At 61.1% G+C, this 20,820-nt stretch carries 27 protein-coding genes; 12 read left to right on the top strand and 15 right to left on the bottom strand.

Features of this window, described 5'->3' with window-relative positions:
• Window positions 1–32 precede the first annotated feature (32 nt).
• From SynRS9907_RS03255 to SynRS9907_RS03240, 4 genes are read left to right on the top strand one after another with little or no spacing between them, the layout of a single operon-like run.
• Window positions 33–650, top strand: a complete 618-nt coding sequence (locus tag SynRS9907_RS03255; RefSeq protein WP_188021796.1) for a secondary thiamine-phosphate synthase enzyme YjbQ — start codon at window positions 33–35, stop codon at window positions 648–650.
• Window positions 651–692: 42 nt separating this feature from the next.
• A complete protein-coding gene (locus SynRS9907_RS03250; RefSeq protein WP_188021795.1) occupies window positions 693–983 on the top strand; it encodes a 4a-hydroxytetrahydrobiopterin dehydratase in 291 nt (96 codons plus the stop codon).
• A gap of 19 nt (window positions 984–1,002) precedes the next feature.
• Window positions 1,003–2,136, top strand: coding sequence for a GTP-binding protein (locus SynRS9907_RS03245; RefSeq protein ID WP_188021794.1), 1,134 nt, complete (start codon window positions 1,003–1,005; stop codon window positions 2,134–2,136).
• A 17-nt stretch (window positions 2,137–2,153) separates the two neighbouring features.
• Window positions 2,154–2,336, top strand: a complete 183-nt coding sequence (locus SynRS9907_RS03240; RefSeq protein ID WP_114988287.1) for a hypothetical protein — start codon at window positions 2,154–2,156, stop codon at window positions 2,334–2,336.
• Between the two features lie 47 nt (window positions 2,337–2,383).
• Here SynRS9907_RS03240 and SynRS9907_RS03235 read toward each other — a convergent pair whose 3' ends face one another.
• A complete protein-coding gene (locus SynRS9907_RS03235; protein ID WP_188022337.1) occupies window positions 2,384–3,454 on the bottom strand; it encodes an ABC transporter ATP-binding protein in 1,071 nt (356 codons plus the stop codon).
• Between the two features lie 64 nt (window positions 3,455–3,518).
• Between SynRS9907_RS03235 and SynRS9907_RS03230 the strand changes: the two genes are divergently transcribed.
• The gene (locus tag SynRS9907_RS03230) at window positions 3,519–5,213 is read left to right on the top strand and encodes an iron ABC transporter permease (RefSeq protein ID WP_255445976.1); all 1,695 of its coding nucleotides are present in this window, start codon (window positions 3,519–3,521) and stop codon (window positions 5,211–5,213) included.
• Here the strand turns inward: SynRS9907_RS03230 and SynRS9907_RS03225 are convergent.
• From SynRS9907_RS03225 to SynRS9907_RS03205, 5 genes are read right to left on the bottom strand one after another with little or no spacing between them, the layout of a single operon-like run.
• Window positions 5,190–6,161 (bottom strand): metallophosphoesterase, encoded by a 972-nt coding sequence (locus tag SynRS9907_RS03225; protein WP_188022336.1) that lies wholly within the window; start codon window positions 6,159–6,161, stop codon window positions 5,190–5,192. The two genes, SynRS9907_RS03230 and SynRS9907_RS03225, sit on opposite strands and share 24 nt — an antisense overlap.
• Before the next feature lie 33 nt (window positions 6,162–6,194).
• A complete protein-coding gene (locus tag SynRS9907_RS03220; RefSeq protein WP_188021793.1) occupies window positions 6,195–7,109 on the bottom strand; it encodes a lysylphosphatidylglycerol synthase domain-containing protein in 915 nt (304 codons plus the stop codon).
• Window positions 7,109–8,317: a nickel pincer cofactor biosynthesis protein LarC gene (gene larC / locus SynRS9907_RS03215; RefSeq protein ID WP_188021792.1), complete on the bottom strand. Its 1,209-nt coding sequence runs from the start codon at window positions 8,315–8,317 to the stop codon at window positions 7,109–7,111. Before larC ends, SynRS9907_RS03220 begins: the two co-directional genes overlap by 1 nt.
• Window positions 8,314–8,961: a hypothetical protein gene (locus SynRS9907_RS03210; protein ID WP_188021791.1), complete on the bottom strand. Its 648-nt coding sequence runs from the start codon at window positions 8,959–8,961 to the stop codon at window positions 8,314–8,316. The genes larC and SynRS9907_RS03210 overlap by 4 nt, the downstream gene beginning before the upstream one ends.
• Window positions 8,961–9,581, bottom strand: a complete 621-nt coding sequence (locus SynRS9907_RS03205) for a hypothetical protein (protein ID WP_188021790.1) — start codon at window positions 9,579–9,581, stop codon at window positions 8,961–8,963. Before SynRS9907_RS03205 ends, SynRS9907_RS03210 begins: the two co-directional genes overlap by 1 nt.
• Before the next feature lie 93 nt (window positions 9,582–9,674).
• On the opposite strand from SynRS9907_RS03205, the gene SynRS9907_RS03200 reads away from it, so the two are divergent.
• Entirely contained in the window at window positions 9,675–10,490 is an 816-nt protein-coding gene (locus SynRS9907_RS03200; RefSeq protein WP_255445974.1) for a M48 family metallopeptidase, read from the top strand.
• Here SynRS9907_RS03200 and SynRS9907_RS03195 read toward each other — a convergent pair.
• Window positions 10,456–10,740, bottom strand: a complete 285-nt coding sequence (locus tag SynRS9907_RS03195; RefSeq protein WP_255445973.1) for a hypothetical protein — start codon at window positions 10,738–10,740, stop codon at window positions 10,456–10,458. The two genes, SynRS9907_RS03200 and SynRS9907_RS03195, sit on opposite strands and share 35 nt — an antisense overlap.
• A 22-nt stretch (window positions 10,741–10,762) precedes the next feature.
• Here SynRS9907_RS03195 and xth point away from each other — a divergent pair, with 22 nt between their 5' ends.
• The gene (gene xth / locus SynRS9907_RS03190; RefSeq protein WP_255445972.1) at window positions 10,763–11,629 is read left to right on the top strand and encodes an exodeoxyribonuclease III; all 867 of its coding nucleotides are present in this window, start codon (window positions 10,763–10,765) and stop codon (window positions 11,627–11,629) included.
• Between the two features lie 6 nt (window positions 11,630–11,635).
• Here xth and SynRS9907_RS03185 read toward each other — a convergent pair whose 3' ends face one another.
• The gene (locus SynRS9907_RS03185; RefSeq protein ID WP_188021789.1) at window positions 11,636–13,087 is read right to left on the bottom strand and encodes an FAD-linked oxidase C-terminal domain-containing protein; all 1,452 of its coding nucleotides are present in this window, start codon (window positions 13,085–13,087) and stop codon (window positions 11,636–11,638) included.
• A 136-nt stretch (window positions 13,088–13,223) separates the two neighbouring features.
• Between SynRS9907_RS03185 and hemL the strand changes: the two genes are divergently transcribed.
• Genes hemL through SynRS9907_RS03170 form a run of 3 tightly spaced genes read left to right on the top strand, consistent with a single transcriptional unit; the run spans window position 13,224 to window position 15,397 of the window.
• Complete coding sequence (hemL, locus tag SynRS9907_RS03180) at window positions 13,224–14,525, top strand: glutamate-1-semialdehyde 2,1-aminomutase (protein ID WP_115160503.1); 1,302 nt, start codon at window positions 13,224–13,226, stop codon at window positions 14,523–14,525.
• 7 nt (window positions 14,526–14,532) lie between these two features.
• Window positions 14,533–15,003: a hypothetical protein gene (locus SynRS9907_RS03175; protein WP_255445971.1), complete on the top strand. Its 471-nt coding sequence runs from the start codon at window positions 14,533–14,535 to the stop codon at window positions 15,001–15,003.
• Window positions 14,978–15,397, top strand: a complete 420-nt coding sequence (locus tag SynRS9907_RS03170; protein ID WP_188021788.1) for a cytidine deaminase — start codon at window positions 14,978–14,980, stop codon at window positions 15,395–15,397. Before SynRS9907_RS03175 ends, SynRS9907_RS03170 begins: the two co-directional genes overlap by 26 nt.
• A gap of 72 nt (window positions 15,398–15,469) precedes the next feature.
• On the opposite strand, the gene SynRS9907_RS03165 is transcribed toward SynRS9907_RS03170, so the two are convergent.
• Window positions 15,470–15,940 (bottom strand): nucleoside 2-deoxyribosyltransferase, encoded by a 471-nt coding sequence (locus SynRS9907_RS03165; protein WP_188021787.1) that lies wholly within the window; start codon window positions 15,938–15,940, stop codon window positions 15,470–15,472.
• Window positions 15,940–16,332 carry a phosphoribosyltransferase gene (locus SynRS9907_RS03160; RefSeq protein WP_188021786.1) on the bottom strand — a complete coding sequence of 131 codons (393 nt, stop codon included), beginning with the start codon at window positions 16,330–16,332 and terminating at the stop codon, window positions 15,940–15,942. The genes SynRS9907_RS03165 and SynRS9907_RS03160 overlap by 1 nt, the downstream gene beginning before the upstream one ends.
• A 35-nt stretch (window positions 16,333–16,367) precedes the next feature.
• Here SynRS9907_RS03160 and SynRS9907_RS03155 point away from each other — a divergent pair, with 35 nt between their 5' ends.
• A complete protein-coding gene (locus SynRS9907_RS03155) occupies window positions 16,368–16,622 on the top strand; it encodes a hypothetical protein (RefSeq protein ID WP_188021785.1) in 255 nt (84 codons plus the stop codon).
• A 10-nt stretch (window positions 16,623–16,632) separates the two neighbouring features.
• On the opposite strand, the gene SynRS9907_RS03150 is transcribed toward SynRS9907_RS03155, so the two are convergent.
• The gene (locus tag SynRS9907_RS03150) at window positions 16,633–17,592 is read right to left on the bottom strand and encodes a glycosyltransferase family 2 protein (RefSeq protein WP_188021784.1); all 960 of its coding nucleotides are present in this window, start codon (window positions 17,590–17,592) and stop codon (window positions 16,633–16,635) included.
• A gap of 151 nt (window positions 17,593–17,743) precedes the next feature.
• Window positions 17,744–18,241 carry a YajQ family cyclic di-GMP-binding protein gene (locus SynRS9907_RS03145; RefSeq protein ID WP_188021783.1) on the bottom strand — a complete coding sequence of 166 codons (498 nt, stop codon included), beginning with the start codon at window positions 18,239–18,241 and terminating at the stop codon, window positions 17,744–17,746.
• Window positions 18,242–18,340: 99 nt separating this feature from the next.
• Between SynRS9907_RS03145 and SynRS9907_RS03140 the strand changes: the two genes are divergently transcribed.
• On the top strand, window positions 18,341–18,757 hold the full coding sequence (locus tag SynRS9907_RS03140; RefSeq protein WP_115161484.1) for an MAPEG family protein: 417 nt from the start codon (window positions 18,341–18,343) through the stop codon (window positions 18,755–18,757).
• On the opposite strand, the gene SynRS9907_RS03135 is transcribed toward SynRS9907_RS03140, so the two are convergent.
• Genes SynRS9907_RS03135 through ebsA form a run of 3 tightly spaced genes read right to left on the bottom strand, consistent with a single transcriptional unit; the run spans window position 18,758 to window position 20,803 of the window.
• A complete protein-coding gene (locus SynRS9907_RS03135; RefSeq protein ID WP_006851763.1) occupies window positions 18,758–19,294 on the bottom strand; it encodes a hypothetical protein in 537 nt (178 codons plus the stop codon).
• A gap of 16 nt (window positions 19,295–19,310) precedes the next feature.
• Entirely contained in the window at window positions 19,311–20,408 is a 1,098-nt protein-coding gene (locus SynRS9907_RS03130; RefSeq protein WP_114988302.1) for a phosphotransacetylase family protein, read from the bottom strand.
• Window positions 20,409–20,434: 26 nt separating this feature from the next.
• A complete protein-coding gene (gene ebsA / locus SynRS9907_RS03125; RefSeq protein WP_188021782.1) occupies window positions 20,435–20,803 on the bottom strand; it encodes a type IV pilus biogenesis protein EbsA in 369 nt (122 codons plus the stop codon).
• Between the last annotated feature and the right edge of the window lie 17 nt (window positions 20,804–20,820).

Here is a 20,820-nt window from a genome sequence, read left to right as displayed (position 1 = left end):
CACGCAAAGTAAGAAAAGAACGCTGGAGAGCGGTGGGTGTGCAGCAGATCCTGCATCAGATGACAGTGGCAACCCCGGGAAGAGGGTTCACCCGACTGGACGGGCAGTTGAACACCTGGATCCGCAGCACGGGTCTGGACCAGGGCGTTCTGCATCTCACCTGCCTGCACACCAGCGCCAGCCTCACGATCAACGAGAACGCAGATCCCCGGGTGCTGCAGGACCTGGATGAATGGATGGCCGATGCCGTTCCAGAACACCGCCGTTATCTCCATGACGACGAAGGAGCTGATGACATGCCGGCCCACATCCGAACCGCGCTCACCAGCCAAACCCTGAACCTGAGCGTCAGCAGGGGGCAACTGCTGCTGGGCACCTGGCAAGCCATTTACCTCTGGGAGCACCGCAGCGCTGCTCACACCAGAACGATCGCCTGCCACTTATTCGGTGAATCCTCCAGCCGCCCCACCCCTGAAAGCACCACGCAGACCACTTCAGCCACGCCGCAAACCCTGCTGAGCCTGCGCAATGGCGAACGGATCAATCAAGCCATTCAGGCCCGACACAACCCCAACGCCTGGGAAACCGACGACGGCGTCGATACCGACACCGATCTGATGATTGATCGATTGCATGACCTGAGCGACTGACAACCGGCTCCAGCCACGATGGAGGGGTAATTCAGGGCTTCCATGCCAGTTGAACCTCTCGATGCCGCCGAGAAGTCGGCACTCAGCACAACCCTGCCCAATTGGGTTGTGAACGGAGACAGGCTGCACCGCGATCTGCAGTTCAACAGCTTCGTGGAGGCCTTTGGATTCATGGCACAGGTGGCCTTGCTGGCCGAATCCAAAAATCACCATCCGAACTGGAGCAACGTCTACAACCGCGTTTCAATCGACCTGACCACCCATGATCTCGGCGGCCTCAGCAGCCTGGATGTGGAGCTGGCCAGCGCCATTGACGCTCTGCTGCCAGCATGAGTCGAGTGGGTTCTTGCGCATGACCACCGCACCAGCCAGTCCCGGCGTCCCGGTCACCATTCTCAGCGGCTTCCTCGGAGCGGGAAAAACCACGCTGCTGAATCACATCCTGAGCAATCAGCAGGGGGTGAAGACCGCGGTGCTCGTGAATGAGTTCGGTGAAATCGGGATCGACAACGATCTGGTCGTCACCACCGATGAAGACATGGTGGAGCTGAGCAACGGTTGCATCTGCTGCTCGATCAACGGCGAGCTGATGGAGGCGGTGGAACGGGTGATTGAACGCCCAGAACCGCTCGATTACATCGTCGTGGAAACCACCGGTCTGGCCGATCCCCTGCCGGTGGCGATGACCTTCCTTGGCAGTGAGCTGCGGGACCAAACCCGCCTGGATTCGATCATCACGTTGATCGATGCAGAAAACTTCGACGACGTCGTTCTGGACACGGAAGTTGGCCGGGCCCAGGTGATTTACGGCGACATCCTGCTGCTGAACAAGTGCGACCTCGTCTCAGAGGAGCGGCTTGAGGCTGTCGAGCAGCAACTCAGAGCCGTCAAGAACGATGCGCGGATCCTGCGGTCGGTGAAAGGGGAGGTGCCTCTTGCCCTGTTGCTCAGCGTTGGACTGTTCGAATCCGACAAGGTGAGTTCCCCTGCCGAAGATCCGAGCCTGGATCACAGCGACTGCGACCACGACCACGGCCACTGCAGTCATGACCATGGGCATGACCACAGCCATGGGCATGACCACAGCCATGGGCATGACCACGGTCACGGCCACAGCCATGGGGACGGTCATGACCACGGACACCATCACCACAGCCATGAGCACGGTGACCACCAGGACATCGAGGGCTTCACCTCCCTGTCGTTCCAGAGTGATGGGCCCTTTGCATTGCGCAAGTTCCAGAACTTCCTCGACAACCAGATGCCCCAGGAGGTGTTCCGGGCCAAGGGAATCCTCTGGTTCAACGAAAGCGAACGCCGCCATGTGTTCCATCTGGCAGGCAAACGCTTTTCCATCGACGACACCGACTGGACCGGTGATCGCAAAAATCAATTGGTGCTGATCGGCCGCAACATCGACCACAACAAACTGCGGAAGCAACTCAAGGCCTGTGTGGCACCGGATGCAGGAAAAGGTTTCAGCTGATTCAGCAGAACCCAGGAATGGTGCTTATTGTGCGTGCCATGGGAGAAACCTCAATGGTCGAACCACTGCTGCTTGGAACGGTTTTTGTTCTTGCCAGCCTGCTGCTGTGGCTTCTGGCTGATTCCGATGATGACAACGGCGGTGGCGGCTTACGCCAGCCGGTGCTTGTGCCCATCCCGGTGCGTCATCACCAACGCTGACACCATCAATTCTTTTTCCCCAATCCTCCGCTGCGGCGGGGGATTTTTTATACCAGCGCCTGGCCAAGCGGAAGCAGCGTGACTCTGGACCCATCCCTGAAGCTGAGGCGACAACGGGTGTGGGGAGGATGCTCCTGTTCGATCGGACAGTGGGCCCGCACCAGCACATCCGCGACACGGATTCGGTACTCCCATGCATCCCCCAGAAATTCACGGCCCAGGACGCTGGCCTCTCCTTCGGCATCGGCGACGACAGTGATGTCGTGCGGATCCACGAGCACACAACAGTCACCGGAGGCTTCGCGGTCCGCCTGGACCCATGGGGCCGATGCATCCAGATCTCCCAGGAGACAAGACAACTGGCCTTGGCCATGGGCCTGCACTGGAATCAAATTGCGTTGAAGCACAAAGGATCCAACAAAAGGCGTCGCCGGTGACCTCACGATCTCGGGGGGCGATGCACATTGATGCAGCACGCCGTCCCGCATGACGGCAACGCGATCGCAGATCGCCAGAGCTTCTCCGGGGTCATGGGTGACGATCACGCCGCTCGCACCGCAGGCGTCCAGTACGGAGGAGAGCTCACTGCGCAGGCGGAGCCTCACCTCCACATCCAGGCTTGAAAAAGGCTCATCAAGCAGAACCACCCTGGGCGCTGGGGCCAGAGCGCGTGCCAACGCCAGCCGCTGCCGCTGGCCACCGGAGAGCTGGTGCGGGTAGCGCTGCTCGAGCCCCTTCAGCCCCAGCAACGCGAACAACCAGGCCACGCGCTCACGGTTGGGATTCCGCCGGGGCAAACCGAAACTGGCGTTCTGCCAAGCGTTCAGGTGAGGGAAGAGGGCGTAATCCTGGAACACCATGCCAACACCCCGACGTTCCGGTTCCATCCAGATCCCATCTCCAGCCACCATGCGCTGATCCAGCTGCACCGTGCCGCGCCGGGGGCGTTCGAAGCCGGCAATCAAGCGGAGCAGGGTGGTCTTGCCACAGCCGGAGGGGCCCAGCAGGCCCAGCAGCTCCCCTGGCGCCACCTGAAGATCCACCCCCTTCAGGGTCCAGCCGTCAGAGGCGTCGCCGTAGCTGTGCCAGACCCCGTTTAAAGCAACCGTTGGCTCCATCGGGAGCAGCTGTTCCACAGATCAGATGAAGCTTGGGAACCGACCGAGCTTATGAGTGTGACAAATGATCGAAGCCGGTGTGCGGTTTGCACGCCCTCGATCAGATCCCCATCGTTCATCGCCAGACTCGTTCCATGGCAATGTCGCAACACCACGTCGCGACAACGGTGTCCGGCCCATCGCTGAAGTGAAGTTGCTGCCCAACCGGAGTGTTGTTCCAAGCCCAACCCGGCTGGCCCTGATCCTGATCGCCTCCATCACTGGCCTGGTTGCGATCTGGCCGGTGTTGACGCTGGTGAGGGAGGCCCTGACGTCTTTGCACAGCGGCTTCAGCGATCTTGGCCCCGATGGCATGCGCCAGATCGTTGGCACCATCCAGCTGCTGCTCGGAACAGCAACGCTGGGCACCTTGCTTGGCACTGCGAACGGTTGGCTGCTGTGCAACTGCCGTTTTCCCGGTCGGGCATGGCTGCGCATCGCCCAGCTGATTCCCTTGGCAACGCCGGCCTATCTCCTCTCGGCGATCCTCGTTGATCTGGGCAGTCGCCAGAGCTGGACCATTCACGGCATGGGGTGGGGCATTGCTGTGATGGCCCTGACGACCTACCCCTATGTGTTCCTGTTGAGCACGGAAAGTTTCTCCGTCAGCGGTCAGCGTCAGCTGGAGGCATGCCGGAGCCTGGGGGTTGGTCCCTGGTCAGCCTTCCGGCGTGTGGCCTTGCCCATTGCACTGCCCGCGATCGGAGCCGGCGTCGCTCTCATGGGCATGGAAGTGGTCAATGAGCTGGGTGCCGTGCAGCTGCTCGGCATCCCGAGTCTCTCCGCGGGCATCCTGGAAACCTGGCAGTCCAACGGCGATCCCGCAGGCGCCATCAGCTTGGCCTTGATCACGCTGGTGATCGTGTTGACGTTGGTGGTGTGTGAACGGAGCCTGCGCAGGCGCAGTCGGCGCTGGAGCGATGGCGTGGCCGGCGGGGATGCAACCGCTTGGCACCTGCATGGATTCCGCGCTGGGGTGGCGCAACTGCTCGCCGTGATCCCTCCGATCGTGAGCCTGGGAACCCCACTGCTGTGGGCCGCCAGCAACTTGGACCAGCTCCAAACCAGCTGGAACGACGATCTGATCAGTCTGAGCGGCCGCAGTCTTTTGCTGGCTCTGGTCGCTGCTGTTTTGGCGGTAACGGCAGCGCTGGTGCTGGCCATCGCCAAACGCTGGTCCAGCGCCCCATGGCTGAAAAGCCTCACCTTCCTGGCCGGAACGGGCTACGCCATCCCCGGCACCGTCCTGGCTCTGGCCCTTTTACTCACGGGCGCCCCCTGGCAGGTCGCCCCCTTGCTCCTGCTGCTGTGGGGCTACAGCGATCGATTTCTCGCGGTGGCGAAAGGAGGCCTGGATGCAGCCCTGGAACGGATCAGCCCGAGCCTCGATGAGGCGGCGACGGGGATGGGATCACCGTGGCAGCGCGTGCTCCAACGGGTGCATCTGCCTCTCTTGCGCGGACCGATCACCGTCGGACTGCTGCTGGTGTTCGTGGACACGGTGAAAGAGCTTCCCCTCACCTTTGCTCTGCGGCCTTTTGACTTCGACACGCTCTCGGTGCGCGTGTTCCAGTACGCCGGCGATGAACGGCTGGCCGAAGCGATGTTGCCTGCCCTGATGATCCTCGTTCTGGGGCTGGTCGCCGCCATGGCCTTGGTGCCAACCCTGGATCACGCCTCCAGACGAGAGGGCTCGTCACCCCCGCAGCAAACGCTCTGATGCGTTGCGCTGGAGCAAGCCAGCACGGGTGTTGAGACGGAGCGGGAGTGTGGACCAGGAGAGCGGCCGTCCCGTGGACACGGCGTAGGTGGTCTCCCGCAGGATGCCCCTGCCCCCATCGATCTCCAACAGGGTGAAGGTCTGCTGTGCTGGCGCTTCACCACGCAACAGGCGCCGGGGGCCGCTGCCCAAGGCGCCGAGCTGGATCAGATCGAGCTGGCCACGACGGCTGGAGAACCAGGTGTGGTGATGACCACTGATGTAGGCCTGCACGCCAGCGGCATCCATCAAGGCCTGAAGTGCACCTCCCCGCTCCAACACCTCACCGGGGCGATCTTTGCCCAGACCAACCCCAGCCAGGGGGAGATGACCCACCACAAACCGAGCACGAGCTTTTTGTGCCTCGGTGCTGGCCAACTGCTGTTGTGCCCAGATCAGCTGATCCTCAGGAACACGGGCTGAGCTGGCATCCCAGACCAGCCAGAAGATCCCTTCCTGCAGCACCGAGTAGCGAAACGGGAACTGCGAGGCATCCACAAACGCCAATCCCATCCGTTCACGGATCGGGGTCCAGAACCGACCCACAGCAGCACGATCCACGGGGAAACCCGGTGAACCGTCATGGTTCCCGATCGCTGGCAGCAGGGGAATGTCCGCCGCCTGAAGCCGCTGCAGAACCGACGTCTCAAAGCCCCGCCACATGGCATCCAGCTGCTGACCAGTGAGGCCTCGCATCTGACCCGCGACCATGTCGCCAGCACACACCACCAGATCCGGCTGCAGGCCAATGAGCTGATCCAGCCCCTGATCCACGGCAGGGATGTAGCGGGTGGAGCCATAGCTGCTGTTGAGATCGCTGATCAGCCCAACCCGTTGAACAGCTCCCCTGGCGGCTCTCAAGGGCAGGGCCGCTGCCGTAAGACCGGTGCCAAGCACCAACTGCAGCATCCGGCGACGACTCAGCAACACAACAGCAAGGGGTCAGCGGTGGCGTTTCAAACGTTGTCCCAGCATCCGATCGGCCACCAGGGCCCCGCTGGCAACAACATCAGCCAGGGTGGAGAGGAGTCGGTAGCTGAGAACCACCGCGAGCAACTGCGCCTCTGGTACGGCAGCACCCAAACGCAGCAGCAGGGTGGCCTCAAACACCCCGAGCCCCCCGGGGGCACCAGGCACCACCAGCCCAACGGCGTAGGCCAGACCAAAGGCCGCAAGCCAGGTGAACGGTGCCGGACTTTGAATGCCGAAGGCCTGCACGCTGCACCAGAACCCGGCAAAGCGGCAGAACACAAACAGCAGCTGAAGGCTGAGGGGCCGCCAGGGATAGCCGCCGCGGCCGCTTCCCTCACTTTCCAGTGCCCCACTGCCAACCGACTGCAATTGCGCTGCCTTGGAACGCTCCAGTCGACGCAGAAGGGGCTCGCGCCAGCGGGACATCATCAACAGCGCGGGCCATGGAGCCAGCAGGGCAAGGCCCTGCTGCCATCCACCGGCAACCACAACAAGAACGGACGCTGCGACGATCAGAAGCGGATCAAGGATCACCCCGGCCAGGGCCGGGCCGCCGCCAATCACCGGACGCAGCACCCGGACCCGCTCCACCAGATGCCAGATCCCTCCCGGCAGGTACTTGAGCAGGTTGCTGCGCACAAACAGCGGCACCACAGCGAGGCCCTGGGGAGGGTGTTTCAACCAAACCAGCAGATCCCGCCAGGCCAGACCATTGATCAGGATGCTGAGCCAGGTGAGGCCCAGCCCCAGCACCAGCCACCACCAACCGTTGGCCACCAAGCTCAGCTGGCGCAGTTGCCCCGCCTGCTGGGCCAGAGCCACAGCGATGAAGATCAGGCTGGCCAACGTGATCCACAGCTTGGGTTGACGGAGAAGCTTGACCATCAGGCCCAATCGTCCGTGCAAACGAATGGCGCTACTGCAACAGCAGCCCGCAGCTCATCAAGGGAACACCCTGTGCTGGCCTGCAGTGCCTCAAGGGCATCCGCCTCGGCTTTGACGGTGCAACGGCCATCGGGGCGACGCACCTGTTTGGCAGCGACGGGGCCCCAGGGCGTTTCGAGCACGCCATGCCGCCTTGGCAGCACCCAGCGTCCCTGACGCCGCTCCCGCAGGCCGATGCTGCTGCCAGCACTGAGCCAGAGGCGGCGGAGCTGATCGGCATCCCCATCCCGCACGAGTGCCGTCACCAACTGGCCACTGCGGCCCTTTTTCATCAGCAACGGCTGCACCGCCACATCGATCGCTCCGGCCTCACGCAAGCGATTGGCCAAGACCGCAACCTCCTCTGGAGTGGCGTCATCAATCCAGGCTTCCTGCACCACCAACCACTCCCACCGGGGAGCTTCCTCCGCAGTAACGGCTGGGGTGTGCAGCACCAGGCGCACCAGGTTGGGGCGATCCAGCTGGCGATGGCCAAGGCCGACGCCAACCTTTTCGGCAACCAAACGTTCAGGAGCAACAAACTGATCCGCCAGCACCGACACCAGGGCGAGGCCCGTGGGCGTCACCAACTCTCCGGTAGGCAGGTCTCCGCCCTGAAGCAGAGGAATGCGGTGACGTCGCGCCAGTTCAAGCACAGCTGGAACGGGCACGGGCAACAGGCCATGGGCAGTTGCCACCGTTCCGCTCCCCGCAGGCAACGGGGAACAGACGATCTGGGCCGGATTGAGATCGTCAATCGCCGCACAGACGCCCACCACATCCACGAGGGCATCGATGGCTCCCACCTCATGGAAGTGAACGGCCTCCACCGGAGTTCCATGAACGGTGGCCTCGGCTTCCGCCAGACGGGAGAACACGGCGAGCACCCGTTGCTTCAGCGATGGCGCCAAAGCAGCTGCATTGATCTGATCACGGATCCCCGACCAGTGGCGGTGGGGCGGCTGATCCTCAAGACCCTGCACATCAACCCGGATTCCCCGCAGCCCGCCGCTGCGCGCCTCCTGCTGGGTGATGCGATACCGCCCTGCCAACCCGAGGGCCGCCAGCGGCGACTCCACCACAGCCTGGTCCACGCCCAGATCCAACAGTGCGGCCAGGAGCATGTCCCCCGCCAACCCCGTCGGTGCATCAACCCAAAGAGCACTCATCGCCCCAGACGCGGAGCCGCCTCCAACAGAACACCGGCCTGCTGGTCAAGCGCCTCACGCTGCTGACGCAACTGCTGTTCAATCTCCCGGCGGGCGCGACGCTGCTCCCGCTGGGCCGTGGCCACGTCATGGCCTGACAGTCCCCACAGCCGTCCCAACAAAGCGCGGTCATCAGCCCCACCACGGGCCTTGCCGAAAACCACGGTCTCAGCGGCGATGCCGGCCTGAAGCACCCGGCTCCAACGGCGTAGATCTTCAAGCGGCATGCGGACGCTGTCCGGCACCGCGAACTCAGTGGCGCCGCTGCTGCGCAGTCCTGCACGCACACAGGCCAGGGTTCCCACCAGCACCTGCTGAACCGGAAGTTGCTCCTCTTCCGCGATCAGAACATGACCGGCCTCATGCACCGCAATCCGACGCAGACGCTCCTGCCCACCGGGCAGCGCTTCAGCAAGGATGTGTCCGCCCATGCCTTCCCAGGTGGCGACATCAACGCTGAGGGTGACCAGGGCACCCCCAACCGCCACCACGATCCAGGCAGCAGAGAGACCCAGGGCTGGACCAAAGGCGCCGAGGACAGTGATGCCGGCAACGGCGACGCCTGCCCGTAGGGCCCCTGTGGAGCCCTGCCCCCCCTCGGCCATCAGCTGCGAGCGCGGGAGGTGGCGCGGCCACGACCTCCCTTGGATTTGCCGCCACGCGTCGGCATGGGAGCAATCACCTCGTGGTTTTCGAGGTGCAGTTCCTGGCCCTGGCGACGCAGATCAAGGCTGACGAAGTGACGCAGGTGTTCCAGGGGAAGCTCTCCCTTGATCTGGAGTTTGAAGGGAAGCGGTCTTTGGCCGTCGGCGCGGGCCTGCTGCCGCACCTTCACCACCATTTCGCCAGTTTCTGGCTTGGTGAAGATCAATTCGCCTCGAACGGAGAAGAAGTCATCACCTTCCGGCAGGGTGTCTGAGGCATCGGCTTGATCTGGCGCCAGGGTGCTGGGTTCCCAGACCCCAGCAATCTGCAGATGCAGGTGATCGCTTTCACGGCTTCTGGGATAAACGACCCAGAGGTGGGGTTGATCCAGGGGCAGATGCCGCCGCATCAGGGTGAGCACACGTCCGAGCACGACGGTTTCCAGGGGGACCCCCTGGGCATCGGTCAAGGTGCCACGGGTGAGTTGCTCGGGATCGGTTGGGGTGTACGTGCCGCGCACAAGACCGATGGCCCGGTACTGCAACGGCTCTGTGACCGGGGGAATCGGATGGGCGCGCATTGATGCTGATCCGGGCGGAGTCAAAAGCCCTTGTAAAGACTGTAGCCAGGCCACTGCAATCTCCTCAAACTGAAGTGGCTGATTCGAGATCGGATGCCCAGCCTGCGCCGGATCCTGTTGCTGCTGGCGTCCATGGTGGGGGCTGCCCTGGTCGGTTGGATCGCTGCAGCCTCCATGGCCCCGGAAACCCGGGCACGCGCGAGTCGCCAGGCTGAAGAAGATCAGCAGGTTGAGCTGCTGATGCAGCAGCTGCAGCACCATGACAACCTCAACGAAGCAGAACGGGGCCTGCTGCTGGAACGCCTGGTGACACTGGAGCGCCTGCAGGACGCCGAAGTGGTGCTGCAACCGTGGCTGTCTGGCCGCTCCACGCCTCGCGAACTCACCCTGTTCAAAGCGGAACTGCAACGTCGCAATGGCCAGCCCGAGGCAGCCCGGCGGAGCCTCCAGCATCTGCTGCGGCTGCATCCGAATGATCTGCAGGTTCTGCAATTGCTGGTGCTCCTGGACCAAGAGCTGGGACGTCAGGGTCAGGTGACTGCTGAGCTCACCACCCGGTTCAAGGGCCTGGAGCCTGGCCAGCGCTTGGAGATCGGTTTGCTCCTGGCTGATCTGCTGCGACAGGGCGGATCCGATCAGACCGCGATGAAGCTGTACGGCCAGCTGGCCACAGAGAACACAACTGACGCAAGACCACTGTTGGCCCTAGCCCTGTTGCAGCAAGAGCGAGGCGATTCGGAAGCGGTTCAGACCCTGCTCAAGCAGGCCCGGGAACGGCGGGATGCCAACGGACGGATCAATCCTCTGATCGATGTGGTGGCAGGGCAGCTCGGATTGAGCGCAGCCCGCGCCACCGCGTCTGACCAACCCAGCGCTAAGGCGTTTCAGGAGGGTTCTGATAGGCCTTGAGGGCCGCATCAATGGCATCGGATGGTGGTGTGGCGTCGTCCATGGCGGTCGCCCGCCGGATCTGGTTCAAGAAATCCATCGGGTTGGCAGCATCCAGAATTGAACCGCTGCCATTGGTGTCCCCATAGATCTCGCGTTCCTCGCGGTTCTGAAAAGGCGCTTCAACCTGGGCCTCTGCACCCATCGGGATGGCTGTCACCACCAGGGAAGAAAACACAACCTGAGCGACAGCCGCAAGACGGCGAGACATCAGCGGAAACCAGAGTTGGCTGATGCTAAGGGTCTTTGAGGCCACTGAATCAACCGTGCAGATCGCCACCTGGAACGTGAACTCGGTTCGCACGCGATTGGATCAGGTGCTCAGCTGGCTGGATCGCGAGCAACCGGATCTGCTGTGTCTGCAGGAAACCAAGGTGGATGACCCTCTGTTTCCCGTTGAAGCCTTTAAATCTGCTGGCTGGCACGTGCACATCCATGGCCAGAAGGCCTACAACGGCGTCGCCCTGATCAGCCGCGAGCCCTTGGAGGATGTGCGCTGCGGCTTCGTTGGGGAGCTCCAGGATGATGCAGAAGCGGACGATCTCGGCGCACAGAAGCGCGTGATCAGCGCACTGCTGAATGGCGTTCGCGTGCTCAACCTCTACGTACCGAATGGATCGAGCCTGAAGTCGGAGAAATACCCCTACAAACTGACCTGGCTCGGCTGCCTGAAGCGTTATCTCGACGCTCAACAGCAACGTGGCGAGCCGCTCTGCATGGTCGGTGACTTCAACATCGGCCTCGAAGCACGTGATCTTCCTGATCCCGACCGCCAGACCGGCGGGATCATGGCGAGCGATGCCGAACGCCAGGCCCTTCGTGACGCGCTCGGTGACCGGCTCCAGGATGTGTTCCGGGTGTTCGAACCGGACTCCGGCCACTGGAGCTGGTGGGACTACCGCAGCGGTGCCTGGGATCGGGACCGCGGCTGGCGGATCGACCACATCTATTTATGCGACGAGCTGTTGGGACTCGCCCGCAGCTGCGTCATCCACAAGGGTATGCGTGGCAACCAGCAACCCAGCGACCATGCCCCGGTGAGCGTTGATCTCGACTGGCCTCCAGCCGACGACGACGAAGGCGATGAACCGCTCTTCTGATCCTGTTCAGTAGACCTCCACGCCAGCGGGCAGCGTCACCATCCGTTTGGCCGATTCCCCGCAGGTGCGCGGCGTGGGCAGCACCTTGCCCGGATTGGCGCGGTTGTCCGGATCAAAGGCAGACCGCAACAGCCCCATCGTTTCCAGGTCGTCCGAGCTGAACATCCAGTCGAGGTAGCAGCGCTTGTCGGCGCCGACGCCGTGCTCTCCGCTGATGCTGCCACCGGCATCAAGACACACCCGCAGGATGGCGGCACCAAGCTCCTTCACGCTCCGCTCCACATCGGGCTGATCCAGCGAATAGAGGATCAGTGGATGAAGGTTGCCATCGCCGGCATGGAAAACATTGGCCACGGGCAGACCGTGCTCCTGGCTGAGCCGTTCAATCGCCGCTAGCACAGGCGGAAGGCTGCTGCGGGGAACGACACCGTCTTGCACGTAATAGGTCGGCGTTATTTTTCCCACGGCTGAAAAAGCAGATTTGCGGCCTTTCCACAGCACTGCGCACTCCGTGGGGTCTTGGGCCCGACGTAGCCCGCGGGCCCCTGCCGCACGACAAAGCGCTTCAGCCCGTTCTGATGAGGCCTGCACCTCAGCCTCCTGGCCATCGAGCTCAATCAGCAGAACGGCTGCAGCATCACGGGGGTACTCGTCGTAACCGAAGAAATCATTGACGGCGTTGATGGTGACGTTGTCCATAATTTCCATTCCTGCCGGTAAGAGGCCGCTCGCGGTTACCGATCGCACCGCCTCCCCTGCTGCTTCCATCGTGGCGAAATCCGCCAACAGCACGTTCACGCACTCCGGAGCCCGAAGCAGGCGCAGGGTGATGGCCGTTGCGATGCCCAGGGTTCCTTCGCTGCCGATGAATGCACCACGGAGATCCAGTTCGCAGGATTCCGCCAGCCCGTTGCCCAACTGCGTGATGGTTCCATCGGGCAGCACCACCTCAAGCCCCAGCACATGGTTGCTGGTCACGCCGTATTTGAGGCAGTGCACCCCGCCCGAATTTTCCGCCACATTGCCGCCGATGCTGCACACCACCTGGCTGGACGGATCCGGGGCGTAATAAAACCCGTCACCTGCAACAGCTCGCGTCACCCAGCTGTTGATCACCCCGGGCTGCACCGTGACCCGGTGATTGGCCAGATCGAGGTCGAGCACCTGACGCATGCGACTGGTTACGACCAGCAGCGCCTGCTGATCCACCAACGCTCCCCCCGAGAGGCCGGTACCGCTTCCACGGGCCACAAACGGAACACCGTGTTGATGGCAGCACTGCAACACCGCAGCGACCTGCTCGGTGGTCTCCGGCAGCACCGCCAGGGGCGGACAGTGGCGCTCAAGCGTCAGTCCGTCACAGTCGTAACTGAGCAGTTCCTGACGCTTCGCCACGATGGCCCGAGGGGGCAGACATCGGCGCAGATCCCTCTCCAGCACTGACCAGTCGTGGGCCACATCGATCTCGATCTGATCAAAGACTACGCATCAAAATGCGTGCGAAGTGGGCAATTAAGAAACACAGCAAACGGAACCGGTCGTTCCTGAGTCAGGATGTTGCACGGTTTGCATCAGCCCTTTGGCGTCGGTTCCAGTGACAGCTCCCGCCTTGAACACCAGCCACTCCCAGGCCATCTTCGGCGCAGCACAGGCCCTGATGCCCGGAGGTGTCAGCTCCCCTGTGCGGGCGTTCAAGTCGGTCGGCGGTCAGCCAATCGTGTTCGATCGGGTGAAGGGTCCCTATGCCTGGGACGTGGATGGGAATAAGTACATCGACTACATCGGCAGCTGGGGACCGGCCATCTGTGGCCACGCCCACCCCGAGGTGATCGCAGCACTGCAGGAAGCGATCGAGAAGGGCACCAGCTTCGGAGCACCTTGTGCCCTGGAGAACACCCTGGCCGAAATGGTGATCGACGCTGTCCCCAGCGTTGAGATGGTGCGCTTCGTCAACAGCGGCACCGAGGCCTGCATGGCTGTGTTGCGCCTGATCCGTGCCTACACCGGCCGCGACAAGGTGATCAAGTTCGAGGGCTGTTATCACGGCCATGCGGACATGTTCCTGGTCAAGGCAGGTTCCGGTGTGGCCACCCTCGGCCTGCCCGACTCCCCCGGTGTCCCGCGCAGCACCACGGCCAATACCCTGACGGCCCCCTACAACGATCTTGAGGCCGTCAAGGCCCTGTTCGCCGAGAACCCCGACGCCATCGCTGGCGTGATCCTCGAGCCGATCGTCGGCAACGCCGGCTTCATTCAACCGGAACCAGGCTTCCTTGAAGGTCTGCGGGAACTCACCAAAGAGCACGGCGCTCTGCTGGTGTTCGACGAGGTGATGACCGGTTTCCGGATCAGTTACGGCGGTGCCCAGGCGCATTTCGGCGTCACCCCAGACCTCACGACCATGGGCAAGGTGATCGGTGGCGGACTTCCCGTGGGCGCCTACGGCGGCCGCGCCGACATCATGGGAATGGTGGCCCCTGCTGGCCCCATGTACCAAGCCGGAACCCTCAGTGGAAACCCCCTGGCAATGACCGCCGGCATCAAGACCCTGGAACTGCTCAAGCAGCCCGGCACTTACGAGAAGCTGACGGCAACCACTCAGAAGCTGGTGGCGGGCATCAAGGACGCCGCCCAATCCGCTGGCATGCCGATCACAGCGGCCAGCGTCAGCGCCATGTTCGGCTTCTTCCTCTGCGAAGGCCCCGTGCGCAACTTCGAAGAAGCCAAGGCCACGGATTCGGAACGCTTCGGCAAACTCCACCGGGCCATGCTCGAGCGCGGCATCTACCTCGCACCATCAGCGTTCGAAGCCGGTTTCACGTCCCTGGCGCACTCCGACGCCGACATCGAAGCGACGATCAACGCCTTCCGCGAAAGCTTCGCGGCCGTGGCCTGATCGATCCGTGCTGGCCTCAGCACCCCCTCCACCTCCACTGGTCTGCACCATTCAGACCGTGGAGGCCCGGTGGTCTGGCCATCCGATTGCAGGCATCCGACAGCTCAAGCAGCAGCAGTTTCGGGTTGAGCGGGGTGAGAACCCTGCGATTGAACCTCGGACGGTGATCGACAGCAGACTCACCCCCCTGGTGGAGCGCTTCAGCAGTTCCGGTGTTGAACAGATCGCGGGCTCTCGCATGACCTATCACTGGTCCTACGAAGCCCCTTTAGGAGCGCTCACATTCAATGACTCCGGCGCCTCCAGCGGTCCTGCCCAGGAGAAGGAGAGTCCTGTCGCTGTGAGCGGAGATCTGGTCATTGATGATCAAAAGGGATTCGAACTCAGCCAGCAGTCCCGGCTGACCCAATCAGCTGGGACGAAAACCCTGAGCAGCCTTTTGGAAACGGCCCATGGCTCCTGCCGAGAACAACGCTGAGTGTTTACTGGCGCGAGCGCGCCGGGCCGCCGAACGTGCCCATTGCCCCTACTCAAACTTCCACGTGGGGGCCGCAGTGCGGTGTGATGACGGCAGTGTGATCGACGGCTGCAATGTGGAAAATGCCAGTTATGGCCTGAGCATCTGCGCAGAGCGGGTCGCCCTTTTCACGGCGATCAGCCAAGGCAAACAACCGATTGAACTGGCCGTGAGCTGCATCGATGCCCAGAGCGATGCGCCTCCAGGATCCCGCATGCCGTGCGGCGCCTGCCGTCAGGTGATGCAAGAACTGCTGCCGGCCAATGCAGCAATACAGATGGACGGGGTAGGCACGAGGCAACTCGAGCAACTTCTTCCTGCTCCCTTCGAACTGAAACAAGCAAACACCAACTGATCATCGCCATCACAGCCCTGCAGCGCTCATCCAAAAGCGAGCTGCATCAACAGACCACGATTCACCCGAACATCAGGATCGCGCCCAACAGGCCAAGGCTTTATCGGGATCATTGATGTCAGCCACATCGCTGTAGACGTACTTCTGCCACTCCCGCTCAGGGAGACCGGCAAACACCATCAGGTTGAGCGGATACTGCTCGGAATCGGTGCACCTGCGGAAATCATCCCGAAACAGGAAGGTGGGTTTACCCAGGGCAATGGCGGCACCAAGTTCCACCATGACTCCCTCATCGGGAGGCGTTCCATTCACGATGGCGAACAGCGCATCCGCATCACGCACATCCTGCAGATCCCGCTGCGCGACGCGATAGGCCCATCCCGGTTCCGCCAGATTCACCTGACCATTGCGAGCAAAGGGCTCCCAGACCTCCAATCCCAGGGCTTCCAATGCCCCGATGAACTCCGGCAACAACAGCCGCTTCCATTGCTCCGAGAAGCCATAAGGAGACGCCAAATAAATCGTGCGCGCGCTGTTGTTCATCACAGGCCCCGTGAGGCGCGGTACGCCTGCTCATCGGCACGGGCCTGTTCAAGGTTCTCCCAAGGAAACACCAGCCATTCCGACGACGCGGCAACCTCGGCTGCCACCCACCAATCAGGACGCACCTTGCTGACCCAAACAGCAAAGGATGCCGGCGGCACCTGACCTTTCAACGCCTGCAAGGTGCGTCCGGTTTCATAGACATCATCCACAATCAGGGCTGATGGCTCAGGTGCTGAGAGCAAGGGGCGATCGATGGCATGGCTGAGCGCTACGGCAAGGCACAGGCCCCCACGGGGAACCCCATAAACGCCGGTCACCGCAGAACCGGAAAAGCGTGAAGCCAACTGCTGCACCGCCTGATCGAATTGGGCCCAGCTCAGTACCTGCATAGCCGGAGAATGACACATCCACGCTGTGATGCCCCTTGAGCCGAGACATCCCGCCCCAGGAACAAAATCGCAAATGGTTTCGCAGCCATCTACTCAGCCGGGAACTGGAATTACAGGAGCTCTATGACCTGCCGCAGGGAGAGCTGGATCTCTTGATGGCCGAGACCGCTGAAATCCGTTCGGACCCTGAAAACCGATCCCGCAGCCATGGGCGCTGGTGCACCGCCGGCTATGTGCTGGAACTGGCAAAGATCATCGATGCGCGACGGTCCCGGGACCTAAGCGCTTAAACGTCGCCCCTCAGCGAAAAAAATGACCCAACCATGAGCGACGAGACTGAAAATCCTTTCGGAGCAACTTCAACACTCTTTTTTGGTAACTGACCTTGCGCGGATCGGAAGCAAGCAGCTGTTGCGTGGCTCTAATTTCCCGACGGATTGTGCGATTCCGATAAACATTTTGAATCTTCGAAACACTGTCATGTAACTCTCGCTTTGCGGCTTCTGGGTCACCCTCAACATTGTCTCGGAGATGATCCAACATGGAACGATCCAACGACATGCTGTAGGGATCAGCCTGCTCGGGAATGAACCTGAGCACATTCAAAAGGAAGGCCACACGAGCGTGGCGGCTGGGGAAATCCATCGAAGTCTCATCAGCATTCAGATTCACCTGCTTCCGTCCTGAACTCTGCGCCAAAGTTCGCTTCACCACGCCACCCTCTTTCAGAAGAAGGTCATCAAGACCGCGCAGGTAGTAGTGCTGCACAGGAAATTGCTGTCCCTGTTCAATCCCCAGACATCTCCCTGAACCAGACGTGGCTGAAGCATGAAGACGAAGCCGTTGAAGGGCCGATGTTTTGACGATCGACTTCACTTGAGGGAAAACAAAAAATCTCTTTTGCTGAGTTTCAAAAAAACCATCATCCATTGATGCTGTCAACCTCCAAGGCATCAAGAGTGATTCCACCTTCTCCTCATCAAGAAACGAGAAAAGACCCGGATGCAAATATTCATCAGCATCAATGACGGCGACATAATCCTCACGAATCAGATTCTGAACAAAGCTGATTCTCTGACCATCCGACTCATGAAATGCAATTCCATTTCGCGCAAAAATTTCGCGACATAATGGCGCACCTCCTGGGGCAACCACCGGATAAAAAGCATCAACGCCAAGACGGCGATGGTGGTCAATAAAAGACTGCAAATAAGGAGCTTCGCCGTCAAAGACACGAACTACGATGGCGAAGCTGCTCACTTCAATTGAAGATATTGACTAAAGTTAGCATAAAAACCAGCACAAAATCTGTTAAGCACAGATTTGCAGCAAGAACTCACGATGACTAAAAGACCATCAAGACCACTTTTGGAGTTACATCACCTCAACGCCAAACCTTGCGATCTCCTTATCAGCGATAGTTCTCAAACTGCAGAGGAACATCAAGATCATCTTCCTTACTCTTGACGAGCTGAATCGCGGCTTGCAGGTCATCTTTGCTCTTACCGGTGATCCGCACAGTTTCACCCTGGATCGCCACCGTCACCTTTTTGAGCTCATCGCGCACCATCTTGCTCAACTTCTTCGCAATCTCATGACTGAGGCCCTTACGCAGCTTCACCACCTGCTTCACCCGGTTGCCTCCGACGGTTTCAGGTGTTTGAAAATCGAAAATCTTGAGGGAGAGGTTGCGTTTGGTCGCTTTGGTTCGCAGCACATCCTCCACCGCCTGAAGCGTCATATCACTGGCCGTGGTGATCACCAGCTCCGTTTCCTCAAGATCGATCTCGGTGCCGGAATCCTTGAGGTCATAACGGTTGCCAACATCACGACGAACCTGATCAAGGGTGTTCACCAGCTCCTGACGATCAAAGTCAGAGACCACATCGAAGGAATAAGTGCTGGCCATGTCGCAAACCTGTCGATCCTCCACTTTAGAAACCCATCGATCTCCAGCAGGGTGTGGCTCACCTGAGCCCGTTAGGGTCCCGGGGATTGATTGGATGTCATGACTCCTGCGTTTGCCTGGGCCCTTTGCCTGATGGGAGCCGTCGTGATGGTGAGCATCGTGCTCACCGGTGCCGGCCGGGCCAAAGCCGACTTCACCATGGCGGATCTTCAGGCGCCTCGGGCGATGTTTGAACGGCTGCCCGCCTTCGGGCAGCGCGCCGTGTGGGCACAGGAGAACAGCTGGGAAGCACTGACCCTGGGGGCACCGGCCATGCTGTTGTGTCTGATCAGCGGAGTCAGCAGCCCCACGGCCATCGCAGCAGCGTGGATCTGGCCAGGCATCCGATTTGTTTATCTGTTTGCCTATGTCGGCAACGTCCCACCCCTGAGGGGCCTCTGCTGGGCTACGGGGGTGACTGCCGTTGGCATCTGCTACGTGGAGGGACTGCGGGCCGTGATCAGCGCCGCCGGCTGATCAGTCGAAATACAGAAGGCTTACAACCTTCCCCATGTCCTCAGCAGTTCGTGCACTCGCCAGCAGGGTTTCACTGTCGTGAAATGCGAGACAGATCAACTGATCACAGCGGTTGATGATCTCTTGATTGCACAAACTGCTGGCCATCGGCAAGGGCAGGTCGTCCTGCTCCGGCTTGTCCACAAGGTGCAACACCCGATCCAGAAGATCTCGGATTTCAGGAACCTGCCGATCGAGGCTCTGGGGCAAAAGCACAGTGAGCTTGGAGGGATCCACCTCAAGACACCCGCGAATCACTGCTGCATTCACCCCCTGAGATCCGGATGTGATCAGAGAATGGCCTTCCTGCACCAATGAGCGAGCCACCAATTCGATCAGGTGAACCGCCACAACGGGCACATGGCGGCTACCGAGAATGGCGATCCTTCGTTGGCTTTTGTCCTGCAGCAGAGCGAGTTCCTGCGCAAGCGTGTCAACCCGATCAAGAGCCGGCAGATCCAGTGACTGACCCAAGGAAAACTTGCCGCCTGATTTCATCGGAAGTTAGCAACCATCAAGCGTGCTGAACCGTCAGATTCAATGCATTGAAGAGCTGATCAAGCTTGCAATGCTCCTCCACGAGACGGAAGGCGTAGGTGGCCTTCACGGCTTCATGCAGGCGCACATGGCCGAAGGCCTGCTCAATCACCCCCACCGTGGCCAGGGTGTCGTGCTCCACCTTGAGCAAGGGCACATCCAATTCTTCGGCGCGATTGATCAATTGAGGGAGAGGTTCCCCAGCCCCAGTGAGAATCAAACATTGGGTTGAAGCCTCAAGGGCGGCCAGCTGGATGTCGGTGCGATCAGCTCCCGTCACAACAGCCATGTTGCGTCGTTTGCGGAAGAACTCCATGGCGGAATTCACATTCATTGCGCCGATGCTCAGGGTTTCCACCAGCAGTTCCTGCCGTTCCTGGCAACAGATCACCCGGGCATTGAGGCGCCGCACCAACTCGCCGACCGTGACGCTGCGCAGCAAAGGAGAACGGGGCATGACGCCAAACACCTGCAAGCCGAGGCCCTGCAAGGCAGGAACCACCTGTCGCTCCAAGCTGTCGACCTCTTCTGGAGTGACGGCGTTCAGCACCACTCCAACCAGACGGTCACCCAGGGTCTGCTTGGCCGCGAGCAGCGCATCCACACTGCGGCTGTCCTGCCAGAGGTGCACCAGAACGACCTTGGCATCGAGACCTGTGGCTAGCTGCGGAAGGCTGAGGCCGTACAGCAAACCCTCCTGGAGGCTTCCCGCACATTCCAAGAGTGTGAGTCCATCGTCAGACTGAATGCACTGGCGCAGCTCCGCAAAACCTTGGCCAGCGTCCAACTCGCCTTGGCCAAGCCGCTGGGCGGCCGTTGTCGGCGACAACAGATGCATTGAAGGAATCAAACGCTCAGGCGGCAGATTCAGCGTTTCTCCAACAAATCGAACGTCGTCGTCGATGAGTGGTTGAGGCAACGGCCCCTGGTTCGGATCCCAGTCCAGGCTTGTGGCCAGGGGCTTTCCGAACCTGATCTGCTGTCCGGCACGGGCGAGCTGCTGAGCAATTCCAAGAACAAGGGCCGACTTCCCACTGAACGGCTCACACGATCCGATCAACAGAGTCGTTCCCATGAAGGTGATGCTTGACACCACTGAATCTAGGCCTGTTCAGGAGCATCTCCGCGCTCGATCAACAACCACTGCCAGAACCCATTGGGCAAATCGGGCTCCGATGGCTGCAGATGGGAACAATCCATCAACCAAACCACCAGCTGATGGGTGGTGACGGCGAAATCAAAATCTCCCTCGGGATGACCGGGAAAACGAAGCTGACAGTCCAGCCTCTCCATCGGTGCAGCGACTCCATTCCAGCGGAGTTCGTAGTGGTGTCCATCGCTTCCGGCCACCGGACGCCGCCCCTGCAGTGCGCCCCGCCCCAGGATCTGCAGGGCTGCGGATAGATCCTGCTCGCGACTGACGCCACCGCAATAAGGAGCGAACAGAACCAGTTGGGCGGCATCTGACACAGCTGGTGCTTGATTCG

This window comes from Synechococcus sp. RS9907, assembly GCF_014279615.1.
Taxonomy (GTDB): Bacteria; Cyanobacteriota; Cyanobacteriia; order PCC-6307; family Cyanobiaceae; genus Parasynechococcus.
This window is presented reverse-complemented; position numbering and strand designations above follow the sequence as displayed.

Excerpts from the sequence above, each read along its gene's own strand:
- SynRS9907_RS03220 (WP_188021793.1), bottom strand. The coding sequence starts at position 7,109 with ATGGTCAAGCTTCTCCGTCAACCCAAGCTGTGGATCACGTTGGCCAGC.
- SynRS9907_RS03240 (WP_114988287.1), top strand. The coding sequence starts at position 2,154 with ATGGTGCTTATTGTGCGTGCCATGGGAGAAACCTCAATGGTCGAACCA.
- larC (WP_188021792.1), bottom strand. The coding sequence starts at position 8,317 with ATGAGTGCTCTTTGGGTTGATGCACCGACGGGGTTGGCGGGGGACATG.
- SynRS9907_RS03200 (WP_255445974.1), top strand. The coding sequence starts at position 9,675 with ATGCCCAGCCTGCGCCGGATCCTGTTGCTGCTGGCGTCCATGGTGGGG.
- SynRS9907_RS03140 (WP_115161484.1), top strand. The coding sequence starts at position 18,341 with ATGACTCCTGCGTTTGCCTGGGCCCTTTGCCTGATGGGAGCCGTCGTG.
- SynRS9907_RS03195 (WP_255445973.1), bottom strand. The coding sequence starts at position 10,740 with ATGTCTCGCCGTCTTGCGGCTGTCGCTCAGGTTGTGTTTTCTTCCCTG.
- SynRS9907_RS03205 (WP_188021790.1), bottom strand. The coding sequence starts at position 9,581 with ATGCGCGCCCATCCGATTCCCCCGGTCACAGAGCCGTTGCAGTACCGG.
- SynRS9907_RS03135 (WP_006851763.1), bottom strand. The coding sequence starts at position 19,294 with ATGAAATCAGGCGGCAAGTTTTCCTTGGGTCAGTCACTGGATCTGCCG.
- SynRS9907_RS03245 (WP_188021794.1), top strand. The coding sequence starts at position 1,003 with ATGACCACCGCACCAGCCAGTCCCGGCGTCCCGGTCACCATTCTCAGC.
- xth (WP_255445972.1), top strand. The coding sequence starts at position 10,763 with ATGCTAAGGGTCTTTGAGGCCACTGAATCAACCGTGCAGATCGCCACC.
- SynRS9907_RS03230 (WP_255445976.1), top strand. The coding sequence starts at position 3,519 with ATGATCGAAGCCGGTGTGCGGTTTGCACGCCCTCGATCAGATCCCCAT.
- SynRS9907_RS03235 (WP_188022337.1), bottom strand. The coding sequence starts at position 3,454 with ATGGAGCCAACGGTTGCTTTAAACGGGGTCTGGCACAGCTACGGCGAC.
- SynRS9907_RS03170 (WP_188021788.1), top strand. The coding sequence starts at position 14,978 with ATGGCTCCTGCCGAGAACAACGCTGAGTGTTTACTGGCGCGAGCGCGC.
- SynRS9907_RS03250 (WP_188021795.1), top strand. The coding sequence starts at position 693 with ATGCCAGTTGAACCTCTCGATGCCGCCGAGAAGTCGGCACTCAGCACA.
- SynRS9907_RS03145 (WP_188021783.1), bottom strand. The coding sequence starts at position 18,241 with ATGGCCAGCACTTATTCCTTCGATGTGGTCTCTGACTTTGATCGTCAG.
- SynRS9907_RS03210 (WP_188021791.1), bottom strand. The coding sequence starts at position 8,961 with ATGGCCGAGGGGGGGCAGGGCTCCACAGGGGCCCTACGGGCAGGCGTC.
- SynRS9907_RS03130 (WP_114988302.1), bottom strand. The coding sequence starts at position 20,408 with ATGGGAACGACTCTGTTGATCGGATCGTGTGAGCCGTTCAGTGGGAAG.
- SynRS9907_RS03160 (WP_188021786.1), bottom strand. The coding sequence starts at position 16,332 with ATGCAGGTACTGAGCTGGGCCCAATTCGATCAGGCGGTGCAGCAGTTG.
- SynRS9907_RS03165 (WP_188021787.1), bottom strand. The coding sequence starts at position 15,940 with ATGAACAACAGCGCGCGCACGATTTATTTGGCGTCTCCTTATGGCTTC.
- SynRS9907_RS03225 (WP_188022336.1), bottom strand. The coding sequence starts at position 6,161 with ATGCTGCAGTTGGTGCTTGGCACCGGTCTTACGGCAGCGGCCCTGCCC.